This window comes from Spirosoma fluminis (genome assembly GCF_054778895.1).
The window spans coordinates 1-25,269 of the sequence record NZ_BAAGZD010000011.1; the positions used below are offsets into that span (position 1 = coordinate 1).

The 25,269-nt window shown below is 51.7% G+C and carries 25 protein-coding genes; 12 read left to right on the plus strand and 13 right to left on the minus strand.

The window, feature by feature from the left end; genetic code table 11:
* Positions 1 to 178 precede the first annotated feature (178 nt).
* Entirely contained in the window at positions 179 to 577 is a 399-nt protein-coding gene (locus ACYVBJ_RS14205) for a hypothetical protein (RefSeq protein ID WP_460982969.1), read from the plus strand.
* 28 nt (positions 578 to 605) lie between these two features.
* Positions 606 to 1,004 (plus strand): cytidine deaminase, encoded by a 399-nt coding sequence (locus tag ACYVBJ_RS14210; RefSeq protein ID WP_460982970.1) that lies wholly within the window; start codon positions 606 to 608, stop codon positions 1,002 to 1,004.
* A gap of 969 nt (positions 1,005 to 1,973) precedes the next feature.
* Here ACYVBJ_RS14210 and ACYVBJ_RS14215 read toward each other — a convergent pair.
* The 6 genes from ACYVBJ_RS14215 to ACYVBJ_RS14240 form a co-directional block, all read right to left on the minus strand.
* Entirely contained in the window at positions 1,974 to 2,462 is a 489-nt protein-coding gene (locus ACYVBJ_RS14215; protein WP_460982971.1) for a GtrA family protein, read from the minus strand.
* A 137-nt stretch (positions 2,463 to 2,599) separates the two neighbouring features.
* Positions 2,600 to 3,049: a DinB family protein gene (locus ACYVBJ_RS14220; RefSeq protein WP_460982972.1), complete on the minus strand. Its 450-nt coding sequence runs from the start codon at positions 3,047 to 3,049 to the stop codon at positions 2,600 to 2,602.
* Positions 3,050 to 3,247: 198 nt separating this feature from the next.
* A complete protein-coding gene (locus ACYVBJ_RS14225) occupies positions 3,248 to 3,595 on the minus strand; it encodes a nuclear transport factor 2 family protein (RefSeq protein WP_460982973.1) in 348 nt (115 codons plus the stop codon).
* A 511-nt stretch (positions 3,596 to 4,106) separates the two neighbouring features.
* On the minus strand, positions 4,107 to 5,246 hold the full coding sequence (locus ACYVBJ_RS14230) for an efflux RND transporter periplasmic adaptor subunit (protein WP_460982974.1): 1,140 nt from the start codon (positions 5,244 to 5,246) through the stop codon (positions 4,107 to 4,109).
* 50 nt (positions 5,247 to 5,296) lie between these two features.
* Positions 5,297 to 8,545, minus strand: a complete 3,249-nt coding sequence (locus ACYVBJ_RS14235; RefSeq protein ID WP_460982975.1) for an efflux RND transporter permease subunit — start codon at positions 8,543 to 8,545, stop codon at positions 5,297 to 5,299.
* Positions 8,546 to 8,569: 24 nt separating this feature from the next.
* Positions 8,570 to 9,979, minus strand: coding sequence for a TolC family protein (locus tag ACYVBJ_RS14240; protein WP_460982976.1), 1,410 nt, complete (start codon positions 9,977 to 9,979; stop codon positions 8,570 to 8,572).
* 249 nt (positions 9,980 to 10,228) lie between these two features.
* Here ACYVBJ_RS14240 and ACYVBJ_RS14245 point away from each other — a divergent pair, with 249 nt between their 5' ends.
* Positions 10,229 to 10,816: a hypothetical protein gene (locus ACYVBJ_RS14245; protein WP_460982977.1), complete on the plus strand. Its 588-nt coding sequence runs from the start codon at positions 10,229 to 10,231 to the stop codon at positions 10,814 to 10,816.
* A 6-nt stretch (positions 10,817 to 10,822) separates the two neighbouring features.
* On the opposite strand, the gene ACYVBJ_RS14250 is transcribed toward ACYVBJ_RS14245, so the two are convergent.
* Positions 10,823 to 12,292, minus strand: coding sequence for a glycosyltransferase family protein (locus ACYVBJ_RS14250; protein ID WP_460982978.1), 1,470 nt, complete (start codon positions 12,290 to 12,292; stop codon positions 10,823 to 10,825).
* A 275-nt stretch (positions 12,293 to 12,567) separates the two neighbouring features.
* On the opposite strand from ACYVBJ_RS14250, the gene ACYVBJ_RS14255 reads away from it, so the two are divergent.
* The 3 genes from ACYVBJ_RS14255 to ACYVBJ_RS14265 all read left to right on the plus strand — a co-directional run bounded on the left by ACYVBJ_RS14255 (position 12,568) and on the right by ACYVBJ_RS14265 (position 13,654).
* On the plus strand, positions 12,568 to 13,020 hold the full coding sequence (locus ACYVBJ_RS14255; RefSeq protein WP_460982979.1) for a GNAT family N-acetyltransferase: 453 nt from the start codon (positions 12,568 to 12,570) through the stop codon (positions 13,018 to 13,020).
* Between the two features lie 57 nt (positions 13,021 to 13,077).
* Positions 13,078 to 13,248: an SDR family oxidoreductase gene (locus ACYVBJ_RS14260; protein WP_460983195.1), complete on the plus strand. Its 171-nt coding sequence runs from the start codon at positions 13,078 to 13,080 to the stop codon at positions 13,246 to 13,248.
* Between the two features lie 97 nt (positions 13,249 to 13,345).
* The gene (locus ACYVBJ_RS14265) at positions 13,346 to 13,654 is read left to right on the plus strand and encodes a hypothetical protein (protein WP_460982980.1); all 309 of its coding nucleotides are present in this window, start codon (positions 13,346 to 13,348) and stop codon (positions 13,652 to 13,654) included.
* A gap of 13 nt (positions 13,655 to 13,667) precedes the next feature.
* Here ACYVBJ_RS14265 and ACYVBJ_RS14270 read toward each other — a convergent pair whose 3' ends face one another.
* Positions 13,668 to 14,261: a Crp/Fnr family transcriptional regulator gene (locus ACYVBJ_RS14270; protein WP_460982981.1), complete on the minus strand. Its 594-nt coding sequence runs from the start codon at positions 14,259 to 14,261 to the stop codon at positions 13,668 to 13,670.
* 192 nt (positions 14,262 to 14,453) lie between these two features.
* Between ACYVBJ_RS14270 and ACYVBJ_RS14275 the strand changes: the two genes are divergently transcribed.
* The 4 genes from ACYVBJ_RS14275 (at position 14,454) to ACYVBJ_RS14290 (ending at position 18,037) form a co-directional block, all read left to right on the plus strand.
* The gene (locus ACYVBJ_RS14275; RefSeq protein ID WP_460980011.1) at positions 14,454 to 14,870 is read left to right on the plus strand and encodes an OsmC family protein; all 417 of its coding nucleotides are present in this window, start codon (positions 14,454 to 14,456) and stop codon (positions 14,868 to 14,870) included.
* A gap of 167 nt (positions 14,871 to 15,037) precedes the next feature.
* Positions 15,038 to 16,003, plus strand: coding sequence for an N-acetylmuramoyl-L-alanine amidase family protein (locus ACYVBJ_RS14280; RefSeq protein WP_460982982.1), 966 nt, complete (start codon positions 15,038 to 15,040; stop codon positions 16,001 to 16,003).
* Between the two features lie 79 nt (positions 16,004 to 16,082).
* Positions 16,083 to 16,760, plus strand: a complete 678-nt coding sequence (locus ACYVBJ_RS14285; protein WP_460982983.1) for a response regulator transcription factor — start codon at positions 16,083 to 16,085, stop codon at positions 16,758 to 16,760.
* Positions 16,757 to 18,037 (plus strand): sensor histidine kinase, encoded by a 1,281-nt coding sequence (locus tag ACYVBJ_RS14290; protein WP_460982984.1) that lies wholly within the window; start codon positions 16,757 to 16,759, stop codon positions 18,035 to 18,037. The genes ACYVBJ_RS14285 and ACYVBJ_RS14290 overlap by 4 nt, the downstream gene beginning before the upstream one ends.
* Before the next feature lie 212 nt (positions 18,038 to 18,249).
* Here the strand turns inward: ACYVBJ_RS14290 and ACYVBJ_RS14295 are convergent, their stop codons facing one another.
* Both ACYVBJ_RS14295 and ACYVBJ_RS14300 read right to left on the minus strand, forming a co-directional pair.
* Positions 18,250 to 20,478, minus strand: coding sequence for a TonB-dependent receptor family protein (locus ACYVBJ_RS14295; protein ID WP_460982985.1), 2,229 nt, complete (start codon positions 20,476 to 20,478; stop codon positions 18,250 to 18,252).
* Positions 20,479 to 20,653: 175 nt separating this feature from the next.
* Positions 20,654 to 21,193, minus strand: coding sequence for a hypothetical protein (locus ACYVBJ_RS14300; protein WP_460982986.1), 540 nt, complete (start codon positions 21,191 to 21,193; stop codon positions 20,654 to 20,656).
* A 160-nt stretch (positions 21,194 to 21,353) separates the two neighbouring features.
* Here ACYVBJ_RS14300 and ACYVBJ_RS14305 point away from each other — a divergent pair, with 160 nt between their 5' ends.
* Positions 21,354 to 21,836 (plus strand): hypothetical protein, encoded by a 483-nt coding sequence (locus ACYVBJ_RS14305; protein ID WP_460982987.1) that lies wholly within the window; start codon positions 21,354 to 21,356, stop codon positions 21,834 to 21,836.
* A 5-nt stretch (positions 21,837 to 21,841) separates the two neighbouring features.
* On the opposite strand, the gene ACYVBJ_RS14310 is transcribed toward ACYVBJ_RS14305, so the two are convergent.
* Together ACYVBJ_RS14310 and ACYVBJ_RS14315 are read right to left on the minus strand one after the other, a co-directional pair.
* Complete coding sequence (locus ACYVBJ_RS14310; RefSeq protein WP_460982988.1) at positions 21,842 to 23,506, minus strand: S8 family serine peptidase; 1,665 nt, start codon at positions 23,504 to 23,506, stop codon at positions 21,842 to 21,844.
* Positions 23,460 to 24,155 carry a hypothetical protein gene (locus ACYVBJ_RS14315; RefSeq protein WP_460982989.1) on the minus strand — a complete coding sequence of 232 codons (696 nt, stop codon included), beginning with the start codon at positions 24,153 to 24,155 and terminating at the stop codon, positions 23,460 to 23,462. The genes ACYVBJ_RS14310 and ACYVBJ_RS14315 overlap by 47 nt, the downstream gene beginning before the upstream one ends.
* A 140-nt stretch (positions 24,156 to 24,295) precedes the next feature.
* Here ACYVBJ_RS14315 and ACYVBJ_RS14320 point away from each other — a divergent pair, with 140 nt between their 5' ends.
* The gene (locus ACYVBJ_RS14320) at positions 24,296 to 24,676 is read left to right on the plus strand and encodes a glyoxalase (RefSeq protein WP_460982990.1); all 381 of its coding nucleotides are present in this window, start codon (positions 24,296 to 24,298) and stop codon (positions 24,674 to 24,676) included.
* An 8-nt stretch (positions 24,677 to 24,684) separates the two neighbouring features.
* Here the strand turns inward: ACYVBJ_RS14320 and ACYVBJ_RS14325 are convergent, their stop codons facing one another.
* The gene (locus tag ACYVBJ_RS14325; protein WP_460982991.1) at positions 24,685 to 25,188 is read right to left on the minus strand and encodes a hypothetical protein; all 504 of its coding nucleotides are present in this window, start codon (positions 25,186 to 25,188) and stop codon (positions 24,685 to 24,687) included.
* Between the last annotated feature and the right edge of the window lie 81 nt (positions 25,189 to 25,269).

Sequence of the window (25,269 nt, forward strand, 5' to 3'; positions counted from 1 at the left end):
AAAACATGTTAAACAGGTTTGGCTAATAACACTACGGACTTTCCCGCGCTGGTGGCTCAAATCACAGTAGAATAACTGTTTTTAGAGTATTTTTCAAACCAGCTCAAACGTACTATAACGTTAGATTATATAATTATATAACTAACTGGTATGAGTGTATTAGCTAAATTTTCTCCGCATGAGCCTACCTAACTGGATGCGTATCAGTCTATGGATCACAGCTGGAGTGAATCTGGTTGGTGCGATTCTATTTATACCCAGCTTTCCTCTTGGCCGGCAACTTATGGACCTGCCTTCAACAAGCCATTCTCTTTATCTGTGGATTATCGCTGAATTCATCTTTATCTTCGGAGTTGCCTATGCCTACTGCGCTTTTAGCGGCCAGGCACCCCGACTCTTAATGGGAGTAGGTGCAGCGGGTAAACTTGCTTTCTTCGCCACGCTGGTTGGGTTCTGGCTTTCAGGCGAATTGCCACTAAAAGTACCCGTATTGGGTAGTGCAGACCTAATTTTGGGTTCGCTATTTCTCTGGTGGCTCCGGCAAACGCAGGGTGATCGAGTCGCAGGGTCTTCTTAACATAATTATCACTTATACAACTACTAAAATGACTCGTTTACCACTTGTTGAAAATGATTTTGAATTAATTCAACAAGCTCGTGATTTGATCACACTTCGGCACAAACCCGATGTGCATGCGGTCAGCTCAGTCCTTAGGACTAAGTCAGGAAAAGTCTTTGAGGGTATTCACCTGGAAGCCTACATTGGTCGAATTGCCGTCTGCGCAGAAGCTGTTACCATTGGAACAGCAGCCACTCTAGGAGATAGTAATATTGACACAATCGTAGCGGTTTACCATACAGGAAAAATAGTGGCTCCTTGTGGCATGTGTCGAGAGCTAATCTCTGATTATGCTACTGATGCTTTAGTCATCTTAGAAGATAATTTGGGGGTTTTTAAAACGCCAGTGCTTGATCTTTTGCCGATTAAATACGAAAGGGAGTAGTAATATTCTGAGAATCCGGCTCAGTTTTCAAAAGGTCTCTTTTATTGGATATGTCCCTTTACATGAAGTTAGTTATATAACAGACCTTTAAAGAGTACAATTTTTGTCTGATATCTAATTTTGGATATATTTAATCATTCCAAAACCCGTTTCACTAGTCAACTTAACTCGATAAGTCATGTCAAAACTTCCTTGGGCAAAATTTCTATTTGGTATTTGAGGAGTAGCTATCGTTCTAGCTTTGGTGGCTAAGTATATCACAGCTACGCCACTAGTCTTAGTACCCCTATCGTTGAGTCTATACTGGCTTTTTGTGCGAGGTTTTTCTAAAATAAAGGGGTATCAGTAAGGATAAGAAATAAAGGCATATAATAGAAAAAGTACAAAGCCTGATCTACTTAAAAAGTAGATCAGGCTTTGTACTTTTTCTAACCTAGTCATATAATTCACTTTATGCTATTCGACTATTCATAGAATTAGTTGGTAAACATATATAAGATCAAATCTGCTTTATGTCTAAAATTTGAAGACTATTTTACGGTAGTACTTCCCATATAAATGCAACTAAAAATAGCGAGAACAAGCACCACCAAAAGAACCTCGCAGCTGACTTAGCTTTGTTTAACAGTTCTTTTTCTTCAAGAGAAAGTTGACTTGCAGAGTAGCGGGAAGTAAAAGGAGATACTATTTCTATCCATCTAAAGGGAGATTGGAAAGGCAATAGAAAGAAATTCAATCCCTTTGATTTTTCTAATTTCTTAATTAGTAGGTAGTGATAATACACTTTGACATAATTAGAAATGACGAGAAAAAATAGAATAACTAAGCCTAGATAAACTAAAGATTCTTTCAACATTCTTCTGTTATATAAGTGGCTTTATGCTAATTAGCAGTTATCGCTTCCAGTTTCTTCAGTAGATTGAACAAAATCAGATTTTATATAGGCGTCAAATCTATCTATTTTAACTTTTACAGATTTAACAAATATTTTAGCTTTTCATAAAACCCGGTATTGCGAAATGTGAATCGTTTGTGCAACACATAGTTATTTAAAAAACTAGCACCCATGCCAATGACTTGAGCCATGAGTTTGTTGATATTGACCTCTTTTATTGAAAAGGGAATCAGCACAACGAATTGCTCAAGGTTGCGAGTTGAATAATCATAAAGAAGAGCCGATCCATAAACCGTAATCAAACAGGAAATAACTGAAACGAGGATAAACTTGACGGCTTCCCGTTTGGTCTGGGCGGAGTTCTTTGCATTGAAAGCAAACAGCTTCGTCAGGAAGAATCCAACAATAAACGCTACAAAGTACCCTACGAGTAGCGCTTGTTTGTAGCTAAGTTGAAACCAATCCTGGAGTAAGCTCCCGGCTATAAGTTGTAACGTAGCACCAATTGCTGCGACGATAAAGTAAGCAATAACATCGCGCCGATTAAAAAGCTCAGTGGCCATAATCTATTAGTAAAGACCACGTGAATGGATAAGAAAATGACATTCCTGGTTTGGTGTATATAGACACGTAGTAAACGGTATTAATCGACCATCTCTAAAATAGGAGAGTTTCTGATCGGGTTAAAGTCCCCTACGTGTCAATCAAATCTCTGACCTCTATTCAACGTTAAGGAGATCTGTCCGGCGTGATGCGCGGTATGAAACAGAACGTGGCCAAAAAGCCGGGCCCGGGAGACCGTACCGAAGAAAGGAGTTTCAATCGAATCCTGCCACGACTCATCGGCCGTTATTTCTATATAGCGTTGAAACATCTGATAACCTGCTTCGATCAGGTGCCGACTGGCCTCGGTGTCTTTACCCTGGCCCGTATCGATCTGGCCCATGGTGGTGTTCTGTACTTCAACGGGAAGACCGAAAAATAAGCCAAACAGATTCATCATCTCTCCCGTATGCCGATAAATGAAGCCAATCGATGCCGTTTCTCGATTGAGTCGAAGCTCCGCATTCTGAGCCGTAATCTGATCAAAGGCAAACGAACAAGTCGTTTGGTTCTGGGCTAACATATCTAAAAGAACCTGCTTTTGCATGTTGTCAGTATATTGTCTGTTACGTGTGCAAAGCTACCAGCCTTTTGCGGACTTAGGGGAGGCTATTGCGACAAAAAAGGGGCAATTACCCCCCTTACGTATCAAAGTTCTGCTGTGTACAAGTACTGTGATGGGTAACGGTAACGTAATGATTGAATTCCGGGTTGAATAAAGCAAAACACGACAAAGCTGAACAAGCTACTGGTGTTCAATGGTCATGGTACGCACTTTTTCTTCTTCGAAGCGATAGATATGCTGGATATGGTCATCACTTAGTAGCTGACCATTCAGGTCTTTAATAACCTGGTGGACATGCACCGCAATCTGGTCGTCAGGGCGTAGCTCAAAGGAAAGCGGCTCAACAATTGGATTGATTTGCAACCATTGGCGCAGCCAGTAAGTTCGCACTTCATCGTGACCCGCCACATAGCCTCCTTCCCAGCCGTTTGGCCAGGCAACATCAGTATGCAGATGAGCCAGCACCGCATCAATCCGACGCGCGTTAAAATCCTGATAAAGCTGACGGAGCAGCGCTTGATAGTCCATGGCTTACAAATAGGTTTGACTCAGTAATTGAGAAGCCAAAGCTAAGCCAGGTCTATTACGGTCAGGCGTCGGTACTAATTGAGATTTTAACGGATTTTCTTGAGATGACTACGTAATGAGACGAAACAGGCGAACTACTTAAGATTTCAAAGAAGTGATTAGTACTATAGGCGTAACTAGAGTAGTGGATTAACGTGAATTATGGGTGTTAGCTACTGTAAATCATGGTAAGTCAAACAGATAAATAGAAGCTCTTGTCGTCCCGACGCAAAGAGGGATCTTCGGGAGAGGCTGATATTTACTCCAGCGACAGAAGATCCATCCTTGCGTCGGGATGACAGAAGTCGTTTATTTGAGGTCAGAGGATAATCCATAATTCACGTTACATTAACAGTATTTTGCTGACGCGTAGCCCCGCCATTTTATCTATAATTTCAAGAAGGTCAGTTTCCTTATTCCAACCCGACATTACGATTGGAATAAGGAAAGTCATAAAAGGAACGTATACGTATTATTTGCGGCTGGTCACCACCGCCTGTCCGTCGCGAATTTCTTCGGAGGCTGTCCGCACAATGGCTATGCCGGGTTGCAGATCGCCGAATACTTCAACCAGGCTATCGACAACGTTCCCTTTTTGCACGGGTACCCACTGCGCCCGATTGTCGCGGACGCGGATCACAAACATCTTCTCGCTCGAACTGACGACCGAGGTCGTGGGCACAAACAGCGTTTTGACTGAGCGCTCAACGGGTAAGGTTACTTCGGCGTACATTCCCGCTTTCAGCTCATGGCCCGCATTATTCACGTCGAACTCGGCCATCATAGCGCGGTTCGCTTCGATCAGGCTCTCGGCTGAACGAGCAAGTTGGGCGTTGAAGCGACGCTCCGGAATGGCGTTGACCGTGAAGGAGATTGCGCTTTTGGCGGGTAGCTGGTTGGCAAAGCTCTCCGGAATCGCCACCGTCAGGCGTAGCGTCCGGCTGTCTTCGAGTACAAACAGCGGTTTGCCACTATCGCCCGCCCCGACCAGCGCGCCAGGACTGATGTTCCGCTCGATCACGATACCGTCGAAAGGGGCGGTGATGGTGAGGTACTGCCGCAGTTCGGTTTTCGCCTGGTAATTCGACCGGGCGGCCTGTACGGTGCCCCGCGCTACGGCCACCATTGCGCTATCGGCCTGCATCCGGGCGTGGGCCTGGTCGAGTTCATTGAGCGAAACCGCCCCTTCCATTTTGGCGGTTTGCACGAGTCGCTGGTACGTTAGCCGACTGGCACGGGCGCGGGTTGTTTGCTCAACCAGCGTTGCTTCCTGCGCCTGCATCTGGGCCTGCGCCTGACTCAGTTCGGCAATTACTTCGGGTGCTTCGAGCCGGGCCAATACTTGCCCTTTGCGAACAGACGTGCCGCGATCCACCGCGATGTCGCGGACGTAACCCTTCACTTTGGCGTAGATGTTTACCCTGTTCCAGGGCTTCAACTCGCCGGGCAGAGTCACTCGTTTGCTGGGTTGCATCGACTGAACCGTGGTCACCGCGACCGACTGCACGTCGGGTTCTTTCCTGGCGGGTTTATCGTCGCTCACGGCCGACGAGCAGGACGCTAGCCCAACAGCAAGGGATGCAGGGCCGAGCAGTTTCAGATATGATTTCATAGAAAATTCAAAGAGTGAAAGAGTGCCACAATGGATTAGGGAAGTGTGAGTTATGGGTGGCCGACTAGTTCAGCCTGCGCATCAGGGGTCTCCTTTTTGAAGAACTTGCTTTCCGGATCTTCGGGGTCGAGGGATACGGATTGCAGGGCGGCTTTGGTCTGGAACTGGGTAAACACGCACGGCAGAATCAGCAGAGCCGCCAGGGTAGAGGCAATCAATCCACCAATTACGGCCTGGCCAAGTGGGGCAATCTGGTCTCCACCTTCTCCCATTCCGGACGCCATCGGCACCATCCCGGCAATCATGGCAATACTGGTCATCAGAATCGGGCGAATCCGGCTATTGGCCGCCATAACCACCGCCCGGCGCGTATCACCTAATTCCAGGCGTAGGTTCTCGGCATTGGTCACCATCAGAATGGCGTTCGCCACCGATACGCCGACCGACATAATCAGCCCCATGTACGATTGCAGATTGAGCGTAGCGCCACAGGCCAGCAGCATCAGCAATGCACCCGCTACCACCGCCGGAATCGCAGCCAGAATCACCAGCGACAGTTTGAAGGATTGGTAGTTAGCCGCCAGCAGCAGGAAGATAATCACAATGGCCACCATCAGACCCGTTTGTAAGCTGCTCAGCGTATCGGTGAGCAGGTTCGTCTGCCCACCCATTTCCACGAGTACACCACGGGGAGGCTCACCGGCTTCTTTGATGGCCTGTTCCACTGCCTTGCGGGCGGAGCCGAGGTCTTTCTTTTGCAGATTGGCGGTGATCGTTACCAACCGGTTCGGTCCGGCCCGGTCATACTCGCCGGGGGCTTTCCCTTCCGAAAACGTAGCTACATCCGACAGTAACGGGCGCATCTCGCCACTTTTAAGCGGAATGTTGCCAATGTCGTTGGCGCTGCTCATCTGGTATTCCGGGATCTGCACCTGCACCTGATACGCCAGGCCTTTCGACTCATCGAGCCAAAGGTTTTTGTCCGTGAACCGACTCGACGACGTAGCGGCTACCAGGGAACGAGCTACCTGGGTAGACGTAACACCGAGTTGCCCGGCCCGTTCACGGTTCATCGTTACGTTCAGAACGGGATACGCCAGCGGTTGGGCGATCTGCACATCGCGCAGGAAATCGATCTTCGTCATCTGGTCCCGAATCTTATTTGCAAATTGCCCGGCTTCGGCCAGATTTTTGGCGGCCACTGTTACCTCAATAGGGGTTGAGGCTCCCTGGCTCATGATTTTTTCGGTCAGCTCAATGGGCTCGAACGAGATGCTGGCAGCCGGTAAGGCTTTAGCAATACGTGTCCGCAGCTCTTCTTTCAGGTCATCCATTTTAATCGGATGTTCTTCGTTTAGCGACACCTGCAGTACAGCCTCATGCGGGCCGCTGTTGAACACGAAAATGTTGGACGTACCGTAGCTGGACGGTACCGTGCCGACATAGGCCGATGAGATTTCTACATTCTCGGCCCCTACGGACTCCTTGATGATTTCCAGCACTTTAAGCGTCGCTATTTCGGTACGTTCCACCCGTGTGCCGTCGGGGATACGTAGCCGCATCTGAAACTGATGGCTGTTGCCATGCGGGAGAATGTCCGTACCGATGAACATAAAACACAGCACAATGATCGCCAAGGTACCCGCCAGATAACCACCGACCACCAGGCCGCGACGGTTCAGCACTCTTTCGAGCGTTGCCGAGTAGCGTTGTTTAAACTTCTCAAACCCTTTCGGGTTTTCCGCCGGGTGAGCGGCTTCATCCTCGATCATGTGCCGCTCCCGGCTGTCAAGGGCCAGCGTCGGTGCTTCATGGGCTGGATGGCTTTTCAGCAGCCAGTTCGCCAGCACGGGCACAAACGTCTGCGAGAGCAGGAACGACGCGATCATGGCAAAGCCCACGGATAAGGACAGCGGCAGGAACATCGAACGAGGCACCCCACTCATTACAAAAGCCGGGGCAAACACAGCCAGAATGGCCAGCAGAATCAGAAACTCCGGGAAGACAATCTCTTTACAGGCATCCCAGATCGCTATGGGTTTGGGCTTGCCCATTTCCAGGTGCTGGTGGATATTTTCGATAGATACCGTCGCCTGGTCGACCAGAATCCCAATCGCCAGCGCCAGCCCCGACAAGGTCATGATGTTGATGGTTTGCCCGAACAGATTGAGCAGGATCACCGCTGTCAGAATCGAGATAGGGATGGTCAATACCACAATGATTACACTACGCCAGTCGCGCAGAAAGAGCAGCACCATCAAACCGGTCAGTACCGCGCCCAGAATCCCTTCCGTCACCAGGCTTTTCAGCGAGTTGGTTACGTAAACGGACTGGTCGAATTCGTACGAGATCTTTACGTCCTCCGGTACGGCATTTTGCAGTTCGGGCATGGCCTTGCGGATGTTGTTCACTACGTCCAGCGTCGACGCGTCCGACTTTTTGACCACCGGAATATACACCGCCCGGCGCCCGTTGACGAGGGCGTAACTCACCGTTACGTCGGCGGCATCTTCTACCGTACCGATGTCACGCACGAATACGGTGGGTCCAGAACCCACGCGGATGGGAATGTTCAGGAAATCTTCCGGCTTCTTTACCAGTGAGTTAACCGGCGTCATCAGCGTCTTATCGCCAATCCGAATGTTGCCGGCGGGGGAGGGCTGGTTGTTCGTAACAATCGATTTGATAATTTCTTCCGGCGTGAGCTGGTAGCTGCGCACGAGTTGCGGATTGACGCGAACGACGATCGTACGCTGGTTACCCCCAAACGGCGGTGGACTCGACACCCCCGGAATGCGGGAGAACATCGGCCGCACGCGCGACGAAGCGTAATCCTGGATTTCGTTCAGCGAGCGGGTCGGGCTTTCAAATACCAACTGTCCAACCGGCACCGAACTGGCGTCGAATCGGACGACCTGGGGCGGTACCGTGCCTTCGGGCATATACGCTTTCGCCCGCGATACGTTGTTGGCGACTTCGGCGGCTGCCTGCGCCATATCCGTGCCCGGATAGAATTGCAGCTTGATGAGCGACAACCCCTGAATGGTTTTTACGTCAATGTCGCGAATTCCCGATACGTACAGAAAGTGGTCCTGATAGCGCGTAGCGATAAAACCGTCCATCTGATCGGGAGCCATCCCACCGTAAGGCTGTACGACGTAGATCGTTGGTAAGTCGAGGTTCGGGAAAATATCGACCGGAATTGTGAACAGCGACATCACCGAAAAAAACAGGATAGCCACTACGCCAACGACAACCGAAATGGGTTTGCGTAAGGCAGAACGAATAATTTGTTGCATGACAAATAGGGAGTCAGGTTGTCATTACTTTATCTGGTTCAGGAATAAAGACAAGTCGCCTTCAGCGGCCGATTTCAGCAGCAGATACCGCCAGACGTTGCTGGTCGCTACGTAGCCGTCTACCTCGGCACGGTTGAGTGTCACCACGCTTTGCAGCAGGGTCGGCAGATCGGTCAGGCCATTCTGGTAGCGCGTTCGGGCCTGGTTATAGGCCTGCCGGGCCGCCCGTAGCTGAACCGGAGCCTGCCGGGCCTGTTCCAGTGCGACCTGATACTGCGTTTCGGCTTCCTGATCTTGCCGGGTGATTTGCAGGCGTTGCGTGTTAAATAATTGCCGCGACCGCTCGACCAGATACTGATCGGCGTGGTACTCATGGCGAGCGCGTAGCAGATTGGTCAGGTTCCAGCGGGCTACCACGCCAACGAGGTAATTGCCTACCTGATAGCCGAAGCCGCTAAGTTGATTGTTCAGAAACATATCCCCCTGATTGGAAAATCCCGATCCCCGGGCGTTGCCTACGCCAACCAGCGAAATGATGGGCATACCCGACCGCTGCGTAGCCAGGCTGCGAGCCGCCGACAGGGTAATCTGCGATTGGAATAACCGTAGGGTGGGATTATTAGGCGACAGCGAATCGGCCCGAACGTCACCATTAGGCAGCGAGGTGTAAAAGCCCAGGCTATCGATCTGCATATTGGCTTGAAGCTGGCCCGCCAACTCCGACAGACGCAGGCGCTGAACCTGCTCCCGCTGCTGACTTTCGAGCAGCAGGAGCCGGGCCCGAACCGCTTCGGCCGTAGCCAGCGCACTATCGACACCCGCCCGCATTCCGGATCGGACGCCCGAGTCAACCACGCGCTTGAAGGTTTCGGCCCGTTCCAGGTTGCTCTGCTGAATCTGAACCAGTTTCTGGTTGATGAGCAGAAGCAGATAGGCGTCGATGGTGCGGACCTTGTGCTGAAAGAGTTCATTCTCGTAATCGGCCTCACTACGTTGAAGTTCGGCTTTAGCTACGCCGACGCTGGCTTTTACCCGCCCGAACGTAATGGCTCGCCACTCGATGGAAGCGCTGGTAAAGCTGCCAAAACTGGCCTGCGAAACCGCCACGGGCCGTACACCGCCCGACGTTGATATATTGATGGCTTCGTTCGGGAAAAACGAACCGTTCAGGCTGTTGCTGGTGGCATAGTTGTACTGATCCTGCACCTGCACAATGGGCAGCCATTCGGTCTGGCTGGCCTGTAGCCGCCGTTGGGCGCTGCTGATTTCGGCCTGCTTGGCGCGCAGAAATGGATACTGCCGAATGCTCTGCTCCACCACCTGATTCAGCGTTAGGGTCTGCGCTGATGCTTCCGTCAGCAAGCCGAGTCCCAGTGCCAACAGGCCAGCGACCGGTTGCCAGCGTACTCGGTGAACGTATCGTAAGTGCTTCATCCAAACAACGTATCCGGACTTGATCTGACTCACGGATACGGCTACAAAACACTACGTCAATTCTGGAAACATTTGGGAAAAATGTACGCTAGCCGAATAATCTAAATTTTAATAGGCCGTCAGGTTGGGTAAACGAATAGGATAAACCATTGACGGCTTTAGTTTGGCCGCTGGTAAAAGTAAGGTTGACAATGGTTGGCCGAATGAACAGGTTTATATAAGTAAGCTATTCTAAACCAACCTTATATCATGAATCCGATATCGACCCGGCTCATCAGGTCACTGGACTGGACGGTGTATACCATCGCCTTTATCAGAAATCATTTTCTGGTCATTTTCGGCCTGGGATTTATCGCTGCTGTTGGCCGGGCGATCCAGCTTAACGCATTCGGACCGATCAGTTCCGAATTGAACATCGGTTTGGAAATAATCGTCGAGTCGGCCCGCATCCTCCTTTTCGTTTATGCATTAGGGTTGACCAATATCAGGGCAGGAATTGCTCGTTTGGTTCGGTTTGTGACCAACCGACAAAGTCGTAAGCAGAACTGGCATTTAAGCCTGCAAACCATGCGCAAAAACTGGCTGGCGATACTAGGCAATCTTTGCGTGTTCTCGGTTGTCGCTTTTCTGATGAATGCGTTTATCAATCACATTGCGTATGAGACCTGTTTGTACATCACCCTTAAGGCGCGTCAGCTTATCTCCGCTCAGGCTTCCGAATGGGTATTGATTCTGTTCTTCAAAAATCTGTCTGTAATTCCGTTCACCCTACTCTTCAATGCGGTGTTCTGTCTTTGGCTGGTCAATCGATTACCCAAACCAGTAGCCTACAGCTAACACAGGTTACTCTTCTTTTCGGTACAGCACCCAGATTTCGTTGATGGTATTTATGTTCTGTTTTTGAAGAAACTCATTGAGCTTCCACAACGTACTGGACGAATACAACTGAGGTTTGAAACCCAGGCTATCGAGAAGCGGCAGCTTATCTTTCGCGTCGTTATACGTAGTCACGAGCCAGGCATTTTTCAGATAGCGGGCCGAGTCGGCTTCGTGAAATTTAGTGAGCTTGATGTTCGGCGCGTTCCGGCGATAGAACGTTAAGGGGAGTCCGCTCTCGGTTTCGAAGGGCGTACGTTTCAGGCAGTAAACCATCGACGTAGTGCCTCGGAAGGTATTCGTCACCCTGCGCGAAAACTCTATGGATTGGGAATACGGATTCAGGGCTAAGAAAGCCAGTGCCAATCCGTTGAGGCATACACTAAAATAAGTTACTCCTTTCAGCAAGCTGCGAATCCGTGCGCTTGCCTGCTGGTAATACCCGATGAAAGACGACAAGCCCCAGCCGGCTAGAATTGGCAGGACGTTCACGATCGGAAATAGGAACCGTTCTTCTTTATGACCAACCAGGCAGTGGCCGACAACGAAAAATAATACGGCAAACACGAGCGGCTGGCGATACTCTTTAACGGCTCCTTGAACAGCGTAGTAGAAAAGAAAAATACTGAGCGGGGGAGCACCAATAACCAGCGCCAGCATAAAGACGTAGTTCAGGAAGCTCGATGTGCCAAACTCCGCGGCTTTGCCTTCGGTGATGTTGACCCGGTAATATTCATACGGGGTAAAAACGAATTGGTGATAGAAGAGATAATCCAAGAAAATATTAAGGCCTATCCCCAATCCAAAACCGATGGCCATCGGTAGCAGGCGGGTGTATTTTTTCTCGATCAGCAGCATCCATAGGCCAAAACCAATCAGTCCAAACGCGATCTGGAACCGGAAATAAAAGGCAAGACTGAATAGAAAACCTGTCAACAGGATGGCCCAAACCCGATCTTTCCTGGTTTCGTAGAGGAATATACCGCCGAAAAATGCGATGGACGAAGCCAGCTCGGAACTGAACAAGGTGCGGACGTAAGGCAGTGACCAGGATACATTCAACAAGAGCAGGACCAGGTACAGCAACTTTTTGTCAGATTTGAAATAGTACAGGGCGAGTGCATTGAACAAGGTAAAACTGAACAGGCCGGTCAGAATACGAACTATCGTTAACTGCGTGTAGGCATCGTATACGTAGCAAAAGCGGCAAAGCTTGACAAAGCCTGAGAACAGATAGACCTGTAGTGTCGGTCGGATGTGGCTGTTCAGCTCCCAGACGCTGGTGGCACCACTGGGTTCGCCCAACTGCCAGGACGAAAACTCGATGAGCTGAAAATGCTGGTCGGGGTGAAGATAACCGACCTGAGTAAGGCAAAACAGAAGTTGAACAAGTACTGAGAACAGAAACAGGTATTGCAATCGCGGACTTATTGCCATCAGTGTGAGCGGGTATGAAACGTAAGGCAGTGTAGGGCAAAAGTAGCTAATTCACCTGGTTCACGGCTTTGCTCCGCCCAGCGGCCCGCCATACTATTTGTTGGGCAAACAGGCTGTTCAGGCTATAAGCCTTGATAGTGAGCTGATTAAGTGCCTTCTTTAGCGCTCCGGACGAGTGGTGCCTGGAAGGAACAGCGAGTCAACCCAATTACTGTATACGTCCGGTCACCAGTTTATTGAGGGGTTTCAGGTGAGCACTTTACCCGCCGATTTATATGCTTTCAATCCTACGTACTGCGCCGGACGATAATCGATTTACGGCTTTGATCACTGAGCTAAACGCTGACCTAAGACGGCGATATGGGCAACAACAGGCGCAATTCGATCCGCACAACAACGTTCCGGCTGATGCAAAGGTCGTCCTGGCGCTTGATGGCGAAATACCCGTTGGCTGCGGCTGCTATAAAGTACTGGACGAAGCCGGGCGCGTCGAGATAAAGCGCATGTACGTGCGACCCGAAAGCCGGAGGCTGGGCGTTGCCCGGCTGATTCTGACGGAACTGGAGACCTGGGCCGCTGAAGAAGGGCATTCGTTCACCCGCCTGGAACTGGCGGATAAACAACCCGAAGCCATTGCTTTGTACCGCAAGTTAGGCTACCAACGTATCGCCAACTACGGTCCATACGTTGCTATTGCCGAAAGCATCTGTATGGAAAAAGCCCTTTGACGAACGATTCGCTATTTCAGGAACGCTAGTCGCTGATTTACTGCCAGATCGGTCAGCATCTGGTGCAGTTCACCGACCAATCGCAACCTGGTCGACCGAATTAAAGAAACCGTAGCTATGAAACGTGGTGGGTGCCCTGAAGAAGTAGCCCAGGCCATTTTGTGGCTGCTCTCCGAAGACACTTCGTTCTCGACGGGCACCTTCATCGACACAACCGGTGATCGATGATCGGCGATACCTACGGGCCAGACACCCTGTATGCTCTAAAACGTACGATCAAAACGGCTCAAAAACGGTTAACTACAGACACGAACCGGTTTCACTGATGACCATTGAACTGTTTGCGGCCCCGGCGACTGCCGCTGAAGGAGCCGTTGATTCACCAATTTCGAATGTAGTCGGAACGCTGCCTGACCAGGAGCCTGACTTCGACCAGAGCGATCTGCTGGGCAGCTTCGATTCCAAAGAAGAAGCGATCGCCTTTGCCCGGCAGCAGCTGGAAGCTGACCAGCAGGTGGTTACAGACTGCCAGGTCGTGGCCTTCAACGTCTATACGCACGTCGAATGGCTGACCCTCACAACGGCTGATGCCGGGTCCAGAAACTATTACCTTGTTACGGACGAAGGGTATTGATCGACCCTATTCGTTACCGATGCGCTACCTGGGCTCTGATGCGGCTCAACGATGGCCCTTTTATGCCCAGGTAGGACGCAATGTGGCCCAGCGAAACGCGATTCAATATATCGGGCGACCGCTCCAGCAAAGCCACGTAGCGTTCTTCGGCCGTCTGCGTCAGTAAACTTTCCGACCGCGTCTGGTTAAAGAGAAAATACTGTTCGGCTAACAGGCGCCCGAATCGTTCCCAGCCGTGCGATTGGTCATACAACTGTTGCAGCCGGTCGTGCTCAATCACCAGCAGTTCGGCATCTTCCAGGGCTTCGATCAGGTACGGGCAGGTGGTACGTGTCAATAAACTTTTTAAAGATGTCAGAAAGGTATGTTCGGTACTAAAATACAGGTTGTGTTCCAGGTCCGTTCGAGGATCTACGTAATACACCCGGAAGATTCCGCTCAGGATAAACCCAACGTGCCGACAGACGGAATTGCTGAAGTTGAACAGGTCGTGTTTAGGAATGGTCCGGCTGTGCCAGAATTCATCGGCTACCTGAAGATCGTTGTCTGACAGTTGGGCAAACTGCTGTAAATGGTGGTGTAAGGTCAGATGGGCGGGCGAACTCATACGCTAAATTGACTCGATAAATAGGGCGACTTGAAAAAGGGCACGTTCAACAGGCAGGGTGCAGGTGAGTTTATAGCAAATAAAAGAACCGGTTAAGCAGTATACAAACGCTTTTTAACATAGGTGAAAACCAGAAAGCGATGCTCATCCTATCTTTGACCTGTTCTTAAAAACAAATCTAAAGTAAACGTCATGAAAATTACACGCACTGCCTCGGCCCACTGGGCTGGAACCGGTAAAGATGGTAAAGGAACCGTATCAACGGCCAGCACGGTCCTCAACGAAACGCAATACTCCTTTAACACCCGCTTCGCCGACGGCGTTGGAACAAACCCCGAAGAACTGGTAGCGGCTGCCCACGCGGGCTGTTTCGCCATGCAATTGGCGTTCAATATCCAGCAGGCTGGTTTTGCCGCCGATACGCTGGACGTTAAATGCGCCATTACGCTGGAAGACAGCGGTATTACCAGTTCTAAACTGACGCTCAATGCCAGCGTACCGGGCCTGGATAAAGCGAAGTTTGACGAGCTGGTCGATCATGCGGAACACAACTGCCCCATCTCGAAGCTGTTCAATACGACCATCAGCGTGGAGGCTACGTTAGCGTAACGTAAATACACTCTTGCAAGGACGAGCCAATCGGTGTGTAATCGCATCGGCTGGCTCGTTTGCTTTAGCGAATGGTGCATAAGCTTAGGCATCGGCTTGATGGCCTTTGCATTCACCCGTACTTTTGCGGACTGATTACGTTCGTTTTTGTACCAATAGGCCAGCCTTTGCAAACGCTTCTTTTTTCGTTTATCTGCCTGATTCTGTATGCAAATACAGCCCGTGCACTCGTAGAAACCGGTTCGCTGCCGAATCGGCATCCCCCTCTTTCCAGACCGTCTCCCCGTCCTTCGTCGCAAAAGTCGGCGGCCAAGACGCCTGATAAACGGCGCAAGAAAGGGAAGAAATTGGTAAACGCGTCGACCCGAAAGGCAGCGGTAAAGCGGACGAATAAAGCAGAGAAAAAAATTCGGCCTGCAAAAGCGAGTGCGGCCGTAGCCCGGTCATCCCGCAAAGCGCTGAGCGGTACCGTTTTTTACCTTGCATCGGGGCATGGCGGTCCCGATCCTGGGGCACTTGGGCGGTATGGACGCCACATATTGCCCGAAGATGAATACGCGTACGACGTAACGATCCGACTGGCCGAACTCCTGAAACAGCAGGGAGCGAGCGTGTACATGATCGTGCAGGACCGGAACGACGGCATCCGGGATGAGGCCATACTGAAGTTAGACCATGATGAGGTCGCCTATCCCGGACAGCCCATTCCGCTCGACCAGAACGCCCGCCTGAAACAGACAACTACGGCGGTCAATAAGCTCAACGCCCGCCATAAAGCGGCTTATCGGCGGTTCGTGACCATTCACGTCGACAGCCGGACGAAAGGGGAAAAGATCGACGTTTTCTTTTATCATCATAGTGGCAGTAAAGTGGGAAAACGACTGGCGAAACACATTCACCAGCGGTTTAAATCGAACTACAAACGTTTCCGGCCCGATCGACCCTACTCGGGGAACGTCAAAACGCGCAACTCGCTGTACGTGGTCAAAAACAGCCACCCGCCTACGGTTTTTATCGAGTTGGGCAACATCCAGAATAGTCTGGATCAACGGCGGTTTCTGATCGCATCGAACCGGCAGGCGCTGGCTAACTGGCTCATGCAGGGGATTATAGACGATTACCGGTCTCGATAAGCGCCTGCTGATTCAGGTGCGAACCTCCCAAATATTTCCAATATTAGGCGCTACTTTCGTGTTCATTTGACCGTGCGTTATGAAGATATTGGTCGTAGAAGATGAACTTGGGCTGGCCGAAAGCATTAGCGAATACCTGAGTAAAGAAGGGTACGTCTGCGAAACCGCCTTAACCTTTCGGGACGCCGACGAGCGCATTTACCTGTACACGTATGACTGCGTGATTGTCGATCTGACCTTGCCCGACGGCGACGGGCTGCACCTGATTCAGAATTTGAAACGACTGATCGCGACTACGGGTGTTATTATCATTTCAGCCCGTAACGCGCTGGAAGACAAGCTGAGAGGTTTAGAGATCGGTTCTGATGATTACCTCACTAAACCTTTCCACCTGTCGGAGCTGAACGCGCGGCTGAAGTCGCTGTTACGGCGTCGGCAGTTCGGTGGTCATACCGAGATTAACTTTCGCGAAATCACCGTGGCTCCCCACGCTCGCAAGGTTTTCGTAAACGGCGAGCTAACCACGCTCTCGCGGAAGGAATACGACCTGCTGCTTTATTTTCTGTCGAATGTAGACGTAGCGTTAACGAAAGCGTCCATTGCTGAGCACCTGTGGGGCGACAACATCGACTCGGCCGATTCGTTCGATATGGTGTATTCGCACATCAAAAACCTGCGCCGAAAGCTGATTGAAAAAGGAGCGGCCGATTACGTGCAATCAATTTATGGCATCGGGTATAAATTCGGTCCGCTTTGAAACTGCTCAATAAAACCAATCGAATCTATCTGGCCTTCTCGCTGGTCGTTTACCTGCTGACGGCAATGGCCTTTTATCAGATCAGTCGGCTGCTGATCTACGACGAAGTGGAGACCCGCCTGCGCATCGAAAAGCGGGATTTTGAAGCCTACGTACGAGTCCATAATACGTGGTCGAGCAGTCCGTATTTCGTTGAAAATAAGATAGAGGTGGTGCCCGTTGGCAAGCGGGCTTCGACGGGAGAGACCTTTACCGATACGCTCATCCGCAATCGCTACGACGACAAAGTAATTCCGTTTCGGCAACTGACGTTTTACGTGCCAATTCAGGGGACTATGCACCGGGTTGCCATCCGTAAGTCGCTGATTCAGACGTACCGACTCATTGAGGTAATTACCATTACCATGATTTTCTTCCTGGGTCTGCTGCTGCTGGGCACGTTCTGGTTCCAGAGCCGCTTATCCGGACGTATCTGGCAACCATTCTATGGTACGCTGTCCCGCATTAAAGGGTTCGATCTGCGCGAGAGCAGACCATTGCAGCTGGAAAATTCGGAGATTTCCGAGTTCAGCGAGTTGAACGAAGTGCTGCAAAAGATGGCCGATAAAATGCAGCAGGATTACCGGAGCCTGAAAGAGTTCACCGAAAATGCTTCCCACGAAATGCAGACACCCCTGGCGCTGATCAACGCCAAAGTCGAGCAACTCATTCAGTCGGAGCAGTTAAGTACTACGCAGATGCACTGGATTGACGGGATTTATCAGGCGTCGCGCCGAATGGCCCGCCTGAACCAGGGGTTGTTGTTGCTGGCCAAAATCGAGAATCGCCAGTTTGTCGACACGCAGCGGGTTGATCTCCGGGCGGAGTTGATTCAGCGACTGGCTGATATGGATGAGGTCCTGATCCACAAACAGATTACCGTTAGGGTTATACCTGGAGATGCCTTTCTGGTCCAGTTACCGCCGTTCCTGGCGGAGAGCCTGCTGACGAATCTGGTCAGTAATGCCATTCGGCATAACCGGTCGGAGGGGAGCATTCAGCTTGAGTCGTCGGCCGATCAGCTTCGGCTGAGCAATACCGGTCCCGAACTCGCCACCGACCCGATGAATCTGTTTCAGCGGTTCCGGAAAGAAGCGAACGGGAATGAGTCGGTTGGCCTCGGGCTCGCTATTGTTAAGCAGATTTGTGATACCTACCAGTTAGCGGTTACGTATCACTACGCTGATGGCTGGCATACGTTGTCATTAACAACCGGAGCAATAAAAACACCCGTATGACCGGAAACGATTGCCAGATCAGGCGGCTGTAGCGGATAAATGGCTGACGCGCGGTTCCGCTACGGCGTACCGTTTCGACTCCGCTCAGGATGACAGCTGCCAATAGATGTTTATTCAAACAACCAGCCGTTAAGTGTCACCCTGAGCGGAGTCGAAACGGTACGCGTCAGCAACATTTGTTATCAAGCACTAATCCACCATCATTGCTACGATCAGATGGTTAATCCAACCGTTAGCACGGCACTACGTCCGTCGGAGGGCCATACGCCGGGACCGGGATAAAACGTGGGTCGTTTAGTGAAATACTGCTGATTCAGCACATTGTTGAGGCTACCCCGCACGGTCAGGCCACGCCGGATGCGCCAGGTGCCGTTCAGATCCCACAGACCATAGGCAGGCACCGGACCTACTGCCCCGTTCGCTGATGGAACCGGCGTGTTCAGGGCATCGGAGAACGTTTGCGCAACGTAGCTGTATTGCAGCGTCAGGCTCGCTGTTCGGTAGCGGGCCGTCAGGCCATTGCGGGTGGTCCAGCGCGGAGCCGACTCGACTTCGTTTCCGGTCACCGTTCGGTTTTCGGAGCCGGCCGAAACGCGGCCATTCAGGTAGCGGGCATCGTTGAAAGCCGTCGACGTAAAGCCGCTAAGCAGAAACTGTTGGGTGCGAATAAGTTGCCCTTCAATAAGCGCTTCCACACCCCGGCTCCGGGTGTCACCAATATTGGTCCGGAAGATGTAACTGCTGCCATCCGCATTACTCAGCAGCAACGTGCCCAGTCGGTTTCGGTACAGCAGATCGAAAGCCGTAATGTTCAGGTGCAGCGTTGCCCAATGCGCATCCAGGCCAATTTCGGCGTTGTAGCCAAAGGCGTCTTTCAGATTTTTGTCGATTCGTTCGTACAACGAGGTCGGTATAATGTCCTTGAAAACCACCGGGCGGTACGCCTGCGACCAGCCTCCGTACACTTTCACCGCATCGTTGAGTCGGTATTGGGCGTTGATACCCAATAAGGCAAACTGGTGGTTGATGTCGGTCGGTAAATTCAGCGGATCGTAATAGCTGATGGTACCCCGCATTTCGGTTTTCCCGCTTTCGATACGTATACCCGGCGCAATCATCAGCCGATTCGTCAGATTGAACTGGTTTTCGGCGAAAACCGCCAGGTTCTTCGTTCGGAAGTGCAGATCCCGTTTAAATGGATCGCTCAGCGTCAGGTCGAAATCGCTGGCGGTGGTGCCTACGCCCAACTGACGCCGATGCAGATCAGTACTCATCAACTGCACTCCCCCGGCCAGGTTAGACCGTACGGAACCTAACTGGTAGCTGTGCACCATCCGCAGTTCGGTCGTGTAGCTGTTAAAGTTGTCGATGTCGACCTGTCGGGTCCGATACTGCCCCGTGACCCGGCTGATCGTATCCGGAACTGTCGCCAACGCGTCTAGCTGAACGCTGTTCCGGGCACCGAGCACCGCCGACGTCGTCCAGAGCAGACGGGTGCGGTCGGAAAGTTGCCAGTTCAGTTTTAACGACGGTACGTAAATGTCGGGGTTGAAGTAGTTACGGCTGCGGGTCGATTGGCGCGGATTCTGCGCAAACAAGGCATCCGTCAACGGCCCCGGAATCTGGTACGTATAGGTAGAGCGTCCGAGTTCGGCAGTGAGGCCCAGCCGGGGCGTAGCCTGGTAGTGCAGCGTACCGAATTGCGCTTCGGCATTCGAGCGGCTGTTCTGCCGGTACCCTTCGGAATGACGACGGTAATAATACGCGTAGTACGTCCATTTGCCGACCCGGCCACCAATTGCATTGTAGCTGCTCAAAAGCCCGTAGGAGCCAACGGAGTTGACCGTCTCGAAACCAAACCGACGGGTGGTATCGGCTTGCTTCGTTACGTAGTTGAGCATACCGCCAAACTGAGCGCCGTATTGCAGCGAAGCCGTTCCGCGAACCAGCTCAACCCGGTCGATACTTTCCATCGGGGGCGAGTAGTGACTTGCCGGATACCCATACATGTCGGAATTGGTGATGACGCCATTCTGCCGGATGTTATTTTCCCAGGAACGGTGCGGATCGAGTCCGCGGGTGGCGATGTTAATCTGGTTGCCCGTGCCATCCATATCATAGACAAACACACCGGGGATACGGGCAAACACCTGGCGGGGCGTTTTCTCGGCTACGGTCGCGTCGATGTTCGACAACCGAATGACTTCACTCCGTTTGCCGCCCATCAGGTAGGTGCCATGAACAGCAGGTAACGATTCAACGACGGTTGCCCGTTCGCCTTTCACCGTAACGGGGGATAACATTCGGGTCCGGAGTGAATCGGTTGACGGGTTGCCTTGCCCACTGGCATAGGCCGAGATCAACACAAATAACAAGCCTGTTAACCAGCCGAAAGGCCGTTGGCCAACGAGATAGAGTATATGATTCCTGAATTTTTTCATTTTAAAATCGAAATAACTGTCAACAAATCTGAAAAACGCTGGGTACGGTCACGCTCTGCCTTTCTTACGAAAAAGCAGGAGTAACGAGTTGACTGCTACAGATCAACCGACCTACCAAGGACGGATTACGCGCCGAGAACGAAGTAGGACATTACCCAGTGAGGCCTGGTTACAGCTACGATTGAGGAGGAGGGGAGGGAACCCGCTGGGCGAAGGCAGGCGGAACGAGCGTCCGCTCGGGAAAACGGATCGTTTCCCGCCAACTGGAAAAGGCGAACCGAAAAATGGCCTGCGGATTGGGCGAATATTCTTTTTGAAGGAGTTTCAGAAATTGTAGCGCCTTATGCTGGGAGTCCGTAGCACCGGACAGGTGGTCGTTGAGGAACGACAGCAGATCGCTTTGCCAGAAAGCATGGCTTTTCATCTCCAGACCCGCAATGTGGACCGTGTCGCCCCGCACCTCGAAATTCACGACGCTGTAAAAGCGGCCATGATACGTAAATCCGTCGTTCGGACGATCAATAAGCGTGTAGGTTTGACCAGTCGCCTTTAGTGGGAGTTTGAATTCAACCAGACTATCTACCGTCCGGTAGACGAGTAAGCGTTCAGAAAGGTCGATTTCAGCCTGCCACCACGCACTGAGACATACCACCACGTGAAGTAACGCATGGTATAGAATCAGCAAGAACAGCCCAACTGAAACGGCCTTTTTCATTTAGAATGAGTATAAATAAATTCAAAACTACGAGTTATATGGGTAAAAAGCATCGGAAATAAGAGAAATACGCGCAGAAACACTCTGGCATTAAAGTTGCCAGCGGATAAACGGATTCAGTCCACCCGTTTATCCTGTTCAATATTCCTCTTCAAAAACCATGCGTAGATTATTCCTGATCGCTGGGCTGTATATATGCACGCTTCCCGTTCTGGCTCAACAGGTTAAGTTGAGCGATTTGCTGCACTACCTGCAATCGCCGGTCGACGAGTTTGAATGGCGGATGCTACAAAAAGGCTTCGTGTGTTATCAGAACAAAGGAAACGTATGGGGCTGGACGTGTTTGTTCGCCTACCAGCCTATTCCGCTGTTTACCCCGCCCGATCGGGCTTTAGCGATTATTCAATACGACCGGAACAGTGGGTCCGACATTATCGTCTATCAGGTGCAGTCCAACGGGCAGTACAGGCAGTTGCAAACCGACTTGCTTCGGTCAGGGTACCGGATGGAGCCGTCGCCGAGTGATCGTTGCGTGTTCAGTCGAAAGAATATCGTTGTCACCTGCCAGCCAACGAATCAATACACGGGCATATCGGGGAATTATACCGGCCACAGCGTTACGTTGGTCCGCCGTCGTTCGTAAAAGCGCTATTGCTTAATAACCTTCAGACTGCGCTTTTTGTCGCCCGCTATCAGCGTCACAACATACATGCCCGCCGACAGATTCAGGTTGGGGAACACGAAGGCCGCCATCCCCGACGATAGATAGCGGCTTTGCCAGATGATACGTCCCGCAAGGTCAGTTAACGTAGCATCCAGCGGAACGTTTGGTTCGAGTTCACCCCATTGCACGTTCAGTGGCCGGGCGTCGCTGAACGGATTCGGGAAAACCAGCAGTTGATTGTACGAATCGGCTAGCACCGATGCCCGCTCGAAATGAGGAATGCCGTAACCCAGCTGATCGTCGGGTGCGCCATACTGACTGCCCGACCGGCGCAAACTTTCGACTACCTGGGCTGCGGTCAGGCGCGGGTGCGCCTGCCAGAATCCCGCGGCCAGACCCGCCACCAGGGGTGTCGCAAATGAGGTTCCATTGCCCATCTGGATCTGACCATTGGGGAGACCAATACTTGTTCCCTGTCCACGAGCGGCTACATCCGGTTTTACGCGCCCATCGGCCGAGGGGCCGAATGAACTGAATGATGCGCGCTGGCCGGTTTGCGTTACGGCCCCAATCGCCAGCACGGACGCTGCATCGGACGGGGCTGACAGATATCGCCAGGCATTATTGCCATCATTGCCAGCCGCTACCACAACCACCATACCGGTTTCGGCGGCAATCTGGGCCGCACGGGTCGAGAGAGCTGTTTTGCCATCCATCTGCTGATACGTATAGCTGGATGCGGGGTCGTCGAACTGGGTGTAGCCCAGCGACGAACTGAGCACATCGACTCCCGCGCTGTCGGCGTATTCGGCCCCGAATAGCCAGTTGGCTTCTTCAACGCGGCTCTCGCTGGCAGCATCTTCGGTACGTAACAGCACAAACGAGGCTTTGTAGGCCGTGCCATACAGTTGATTGTCGGCGGTGGCGGCAATGACCGATAAGCAGGATAAACCGTGCGAATCGTCTTCATACACACTGGTTTCTTTTCGGACGAAATCGTACGTAGCGACCACGCGTTTTTCGTCGAAAAGGGGTTTTAAGAACCCGGCCTGGTTCGCATTCAGAAAACCGGAATCCAGAACGCCGATCAGCATACCTTCCCCATGGTAACGGCGCTGGTGCATAACGTCGGCTCCGATCTGGGTCACCTGTGCCTGTGAGGTGCCATAGGTCAACGGCTCCACGTCGCCGAATTTTGTGTATACGCGCTCGGTACTGCCAACCCGCGCTCCTGCACGGGCATTCGATAATGTTCGGCCGAACTCCAACCCCTTCACAAAAGGAAGCTGCTGAACGGCAGTAAGGGTCGCGTCAGTGGCTTCGATCAGAACGGCGTTGAGCCAGCGCGACGTAAACCAGATTTTAGCACCCGCCTGACTGAGCTGCATTACATAGGCGGGATTGACGGGCAGGTCACGTTCCAGCACAGCGATATTTTGTTTCTGCCGTCTCTGAATCGACCGCTGCGACAAAAACTGCTCGGGCCGGTTGACACTATAGGGCGTGTTGGCTTTGTCGCGCAGAAGCACCAGATACTTGCGCGACGTCTGACCGTACGCGCTGAACTGAACAAGGGCTAGGAAGACGAATAGCCAGCTTTTTTTAATCCCGCCCATAGGCGTTGATGCGGTAAACTTGTCGAATTCCATAGTCAATCTGGTAGTTGCCAATGCAGGCGGGTGTTGATGAACAGAACTGGAGTTGGACGCGCTCTTTGTAGATCAGGCCCACGTTTTTGGCGTACACAGCCAGCCGTTTATCCTGCGAAACCAATGTTGAATCGTTCTGTTCAAGTACAGTCGCTGTTTGGTCAAATTGTTTATCGGAAACGCGGTAAGGCTGGTTGCTATTGCGAATGATGTATTCTTCCGGTCCGCGGGTCGTATGCCGATTTCCGTTCCAGCTAAGCAGGTCACTCACCGGAAACACGAGCTTAACCAAATCCTGACCATTTTCGGTACGTATGGCTTCGTTATTGACCAAACGGGCTGACCAGATCGAATCCGCCTGCCAGGGCTCTGTTGCCGACGAACGGCGGTAGCGCGTCAGTTGAAAAGCCGTCTGGCCAGTCACATCCGAATAGGCCGGGCCGGTTACTTCTTTAAGCTGGTACGATCGCTGGATGGGAGCGGAGTTGAGGGCGTAGTGCTGCTCCTGCACGTCATAAATAACGTATCGACCAGCTTCGAGTGGGAAATACTCGAAGCCCGGTGAGGGAGCCGGAGAAGTCGGTTTACAACCAGTCAGCAGAACAAGAAAGGCAAGCGAAGAACAGAGCGCGTAAAGCCTGCGGGACATAAACGGGGGCATAAAGAACCGTCGAAGATAAGCGGTTCCGCTATAGAAACGACGTAGGAAACGTAACAAAAGAAAGGCCTGGCTTGTCTTGTCTCGTACGGTACCAATGCCGTACCGATCAGCTAAAACCACAAGTCGAAATGACGGATCGAACCATGCCTTTGCGGCCCACGATAGAAACCGAGTCCACCGCCGTACGCCCGGCCGAACAGTTTCAGAATCAAACGCTACGTCCCATCCTGAAACTGTTGGATAGCAGCCTCCAGACGATGTGGCTGCATCACGTGCCGAAGCGAAAAACGCCGTATGAGCGATTTAACCAAAAAGAGAAGCTGGCGCACATTGAGCAGGCCGTGCGGCAGGATACTAAACTACGCTTAACCTTGATTGGAATGGTGCTGGGGCAATTCACCGCCGACGAATGGCAGGCGTTTATAGCGGAGGAAGCCGAACTGACACGTCGCCTGATTGCCCTGCTTATTCAGCGGCTGCAAAGCCATGTCGTTTCGGGCAATGCCTGACCGGGCGGTTAAAAAATGCGTTTCCAGGCGAAGCGAATGACAAACAGGAGAATAACGAAGCCAATCACTACGTACACGAACGGAATGTAGGTGATGGCGATGATGCGCGTCCGGTCTACAATCCACAGCAGCCCCATCAGGGCGGCAATCAGGAGTAGTGAATTCGACAGTTTGCCGAAGCCGGGGATGTACTCGAAGGGAAGTTTACGCCGGATGAGCAGCAACGTAACGACCATGGTCAGGATAGGAAATGCCTGCGCGGCCAGGTTCGCATCCCAGATGCTTTGTCGCTCGAACAGAAACAGATACGTATTTAACGTAAGGGCGAAGATGCCCGGAATACAAGCCAGATACGCTAGAACCGCGTAGACGTACCGCCATTTCCAGATCTCTTCCGCCGTTTCGCCCGACCACAGATTCACCAGAAACGCAGCGGTTGGTATCGCCGACAACAGCAGAAACAGCAGTGCGGGCTGGCTCGAAATAGCCTCAAAAACGTCGCGGAGAGTCATGGGAGAAGAGAAAGAGTGAATCAAACCGCCGAAGCGGAGCAAAAGAGTGAAAGAGCGAATAGCTGACGCATATTTTATTCG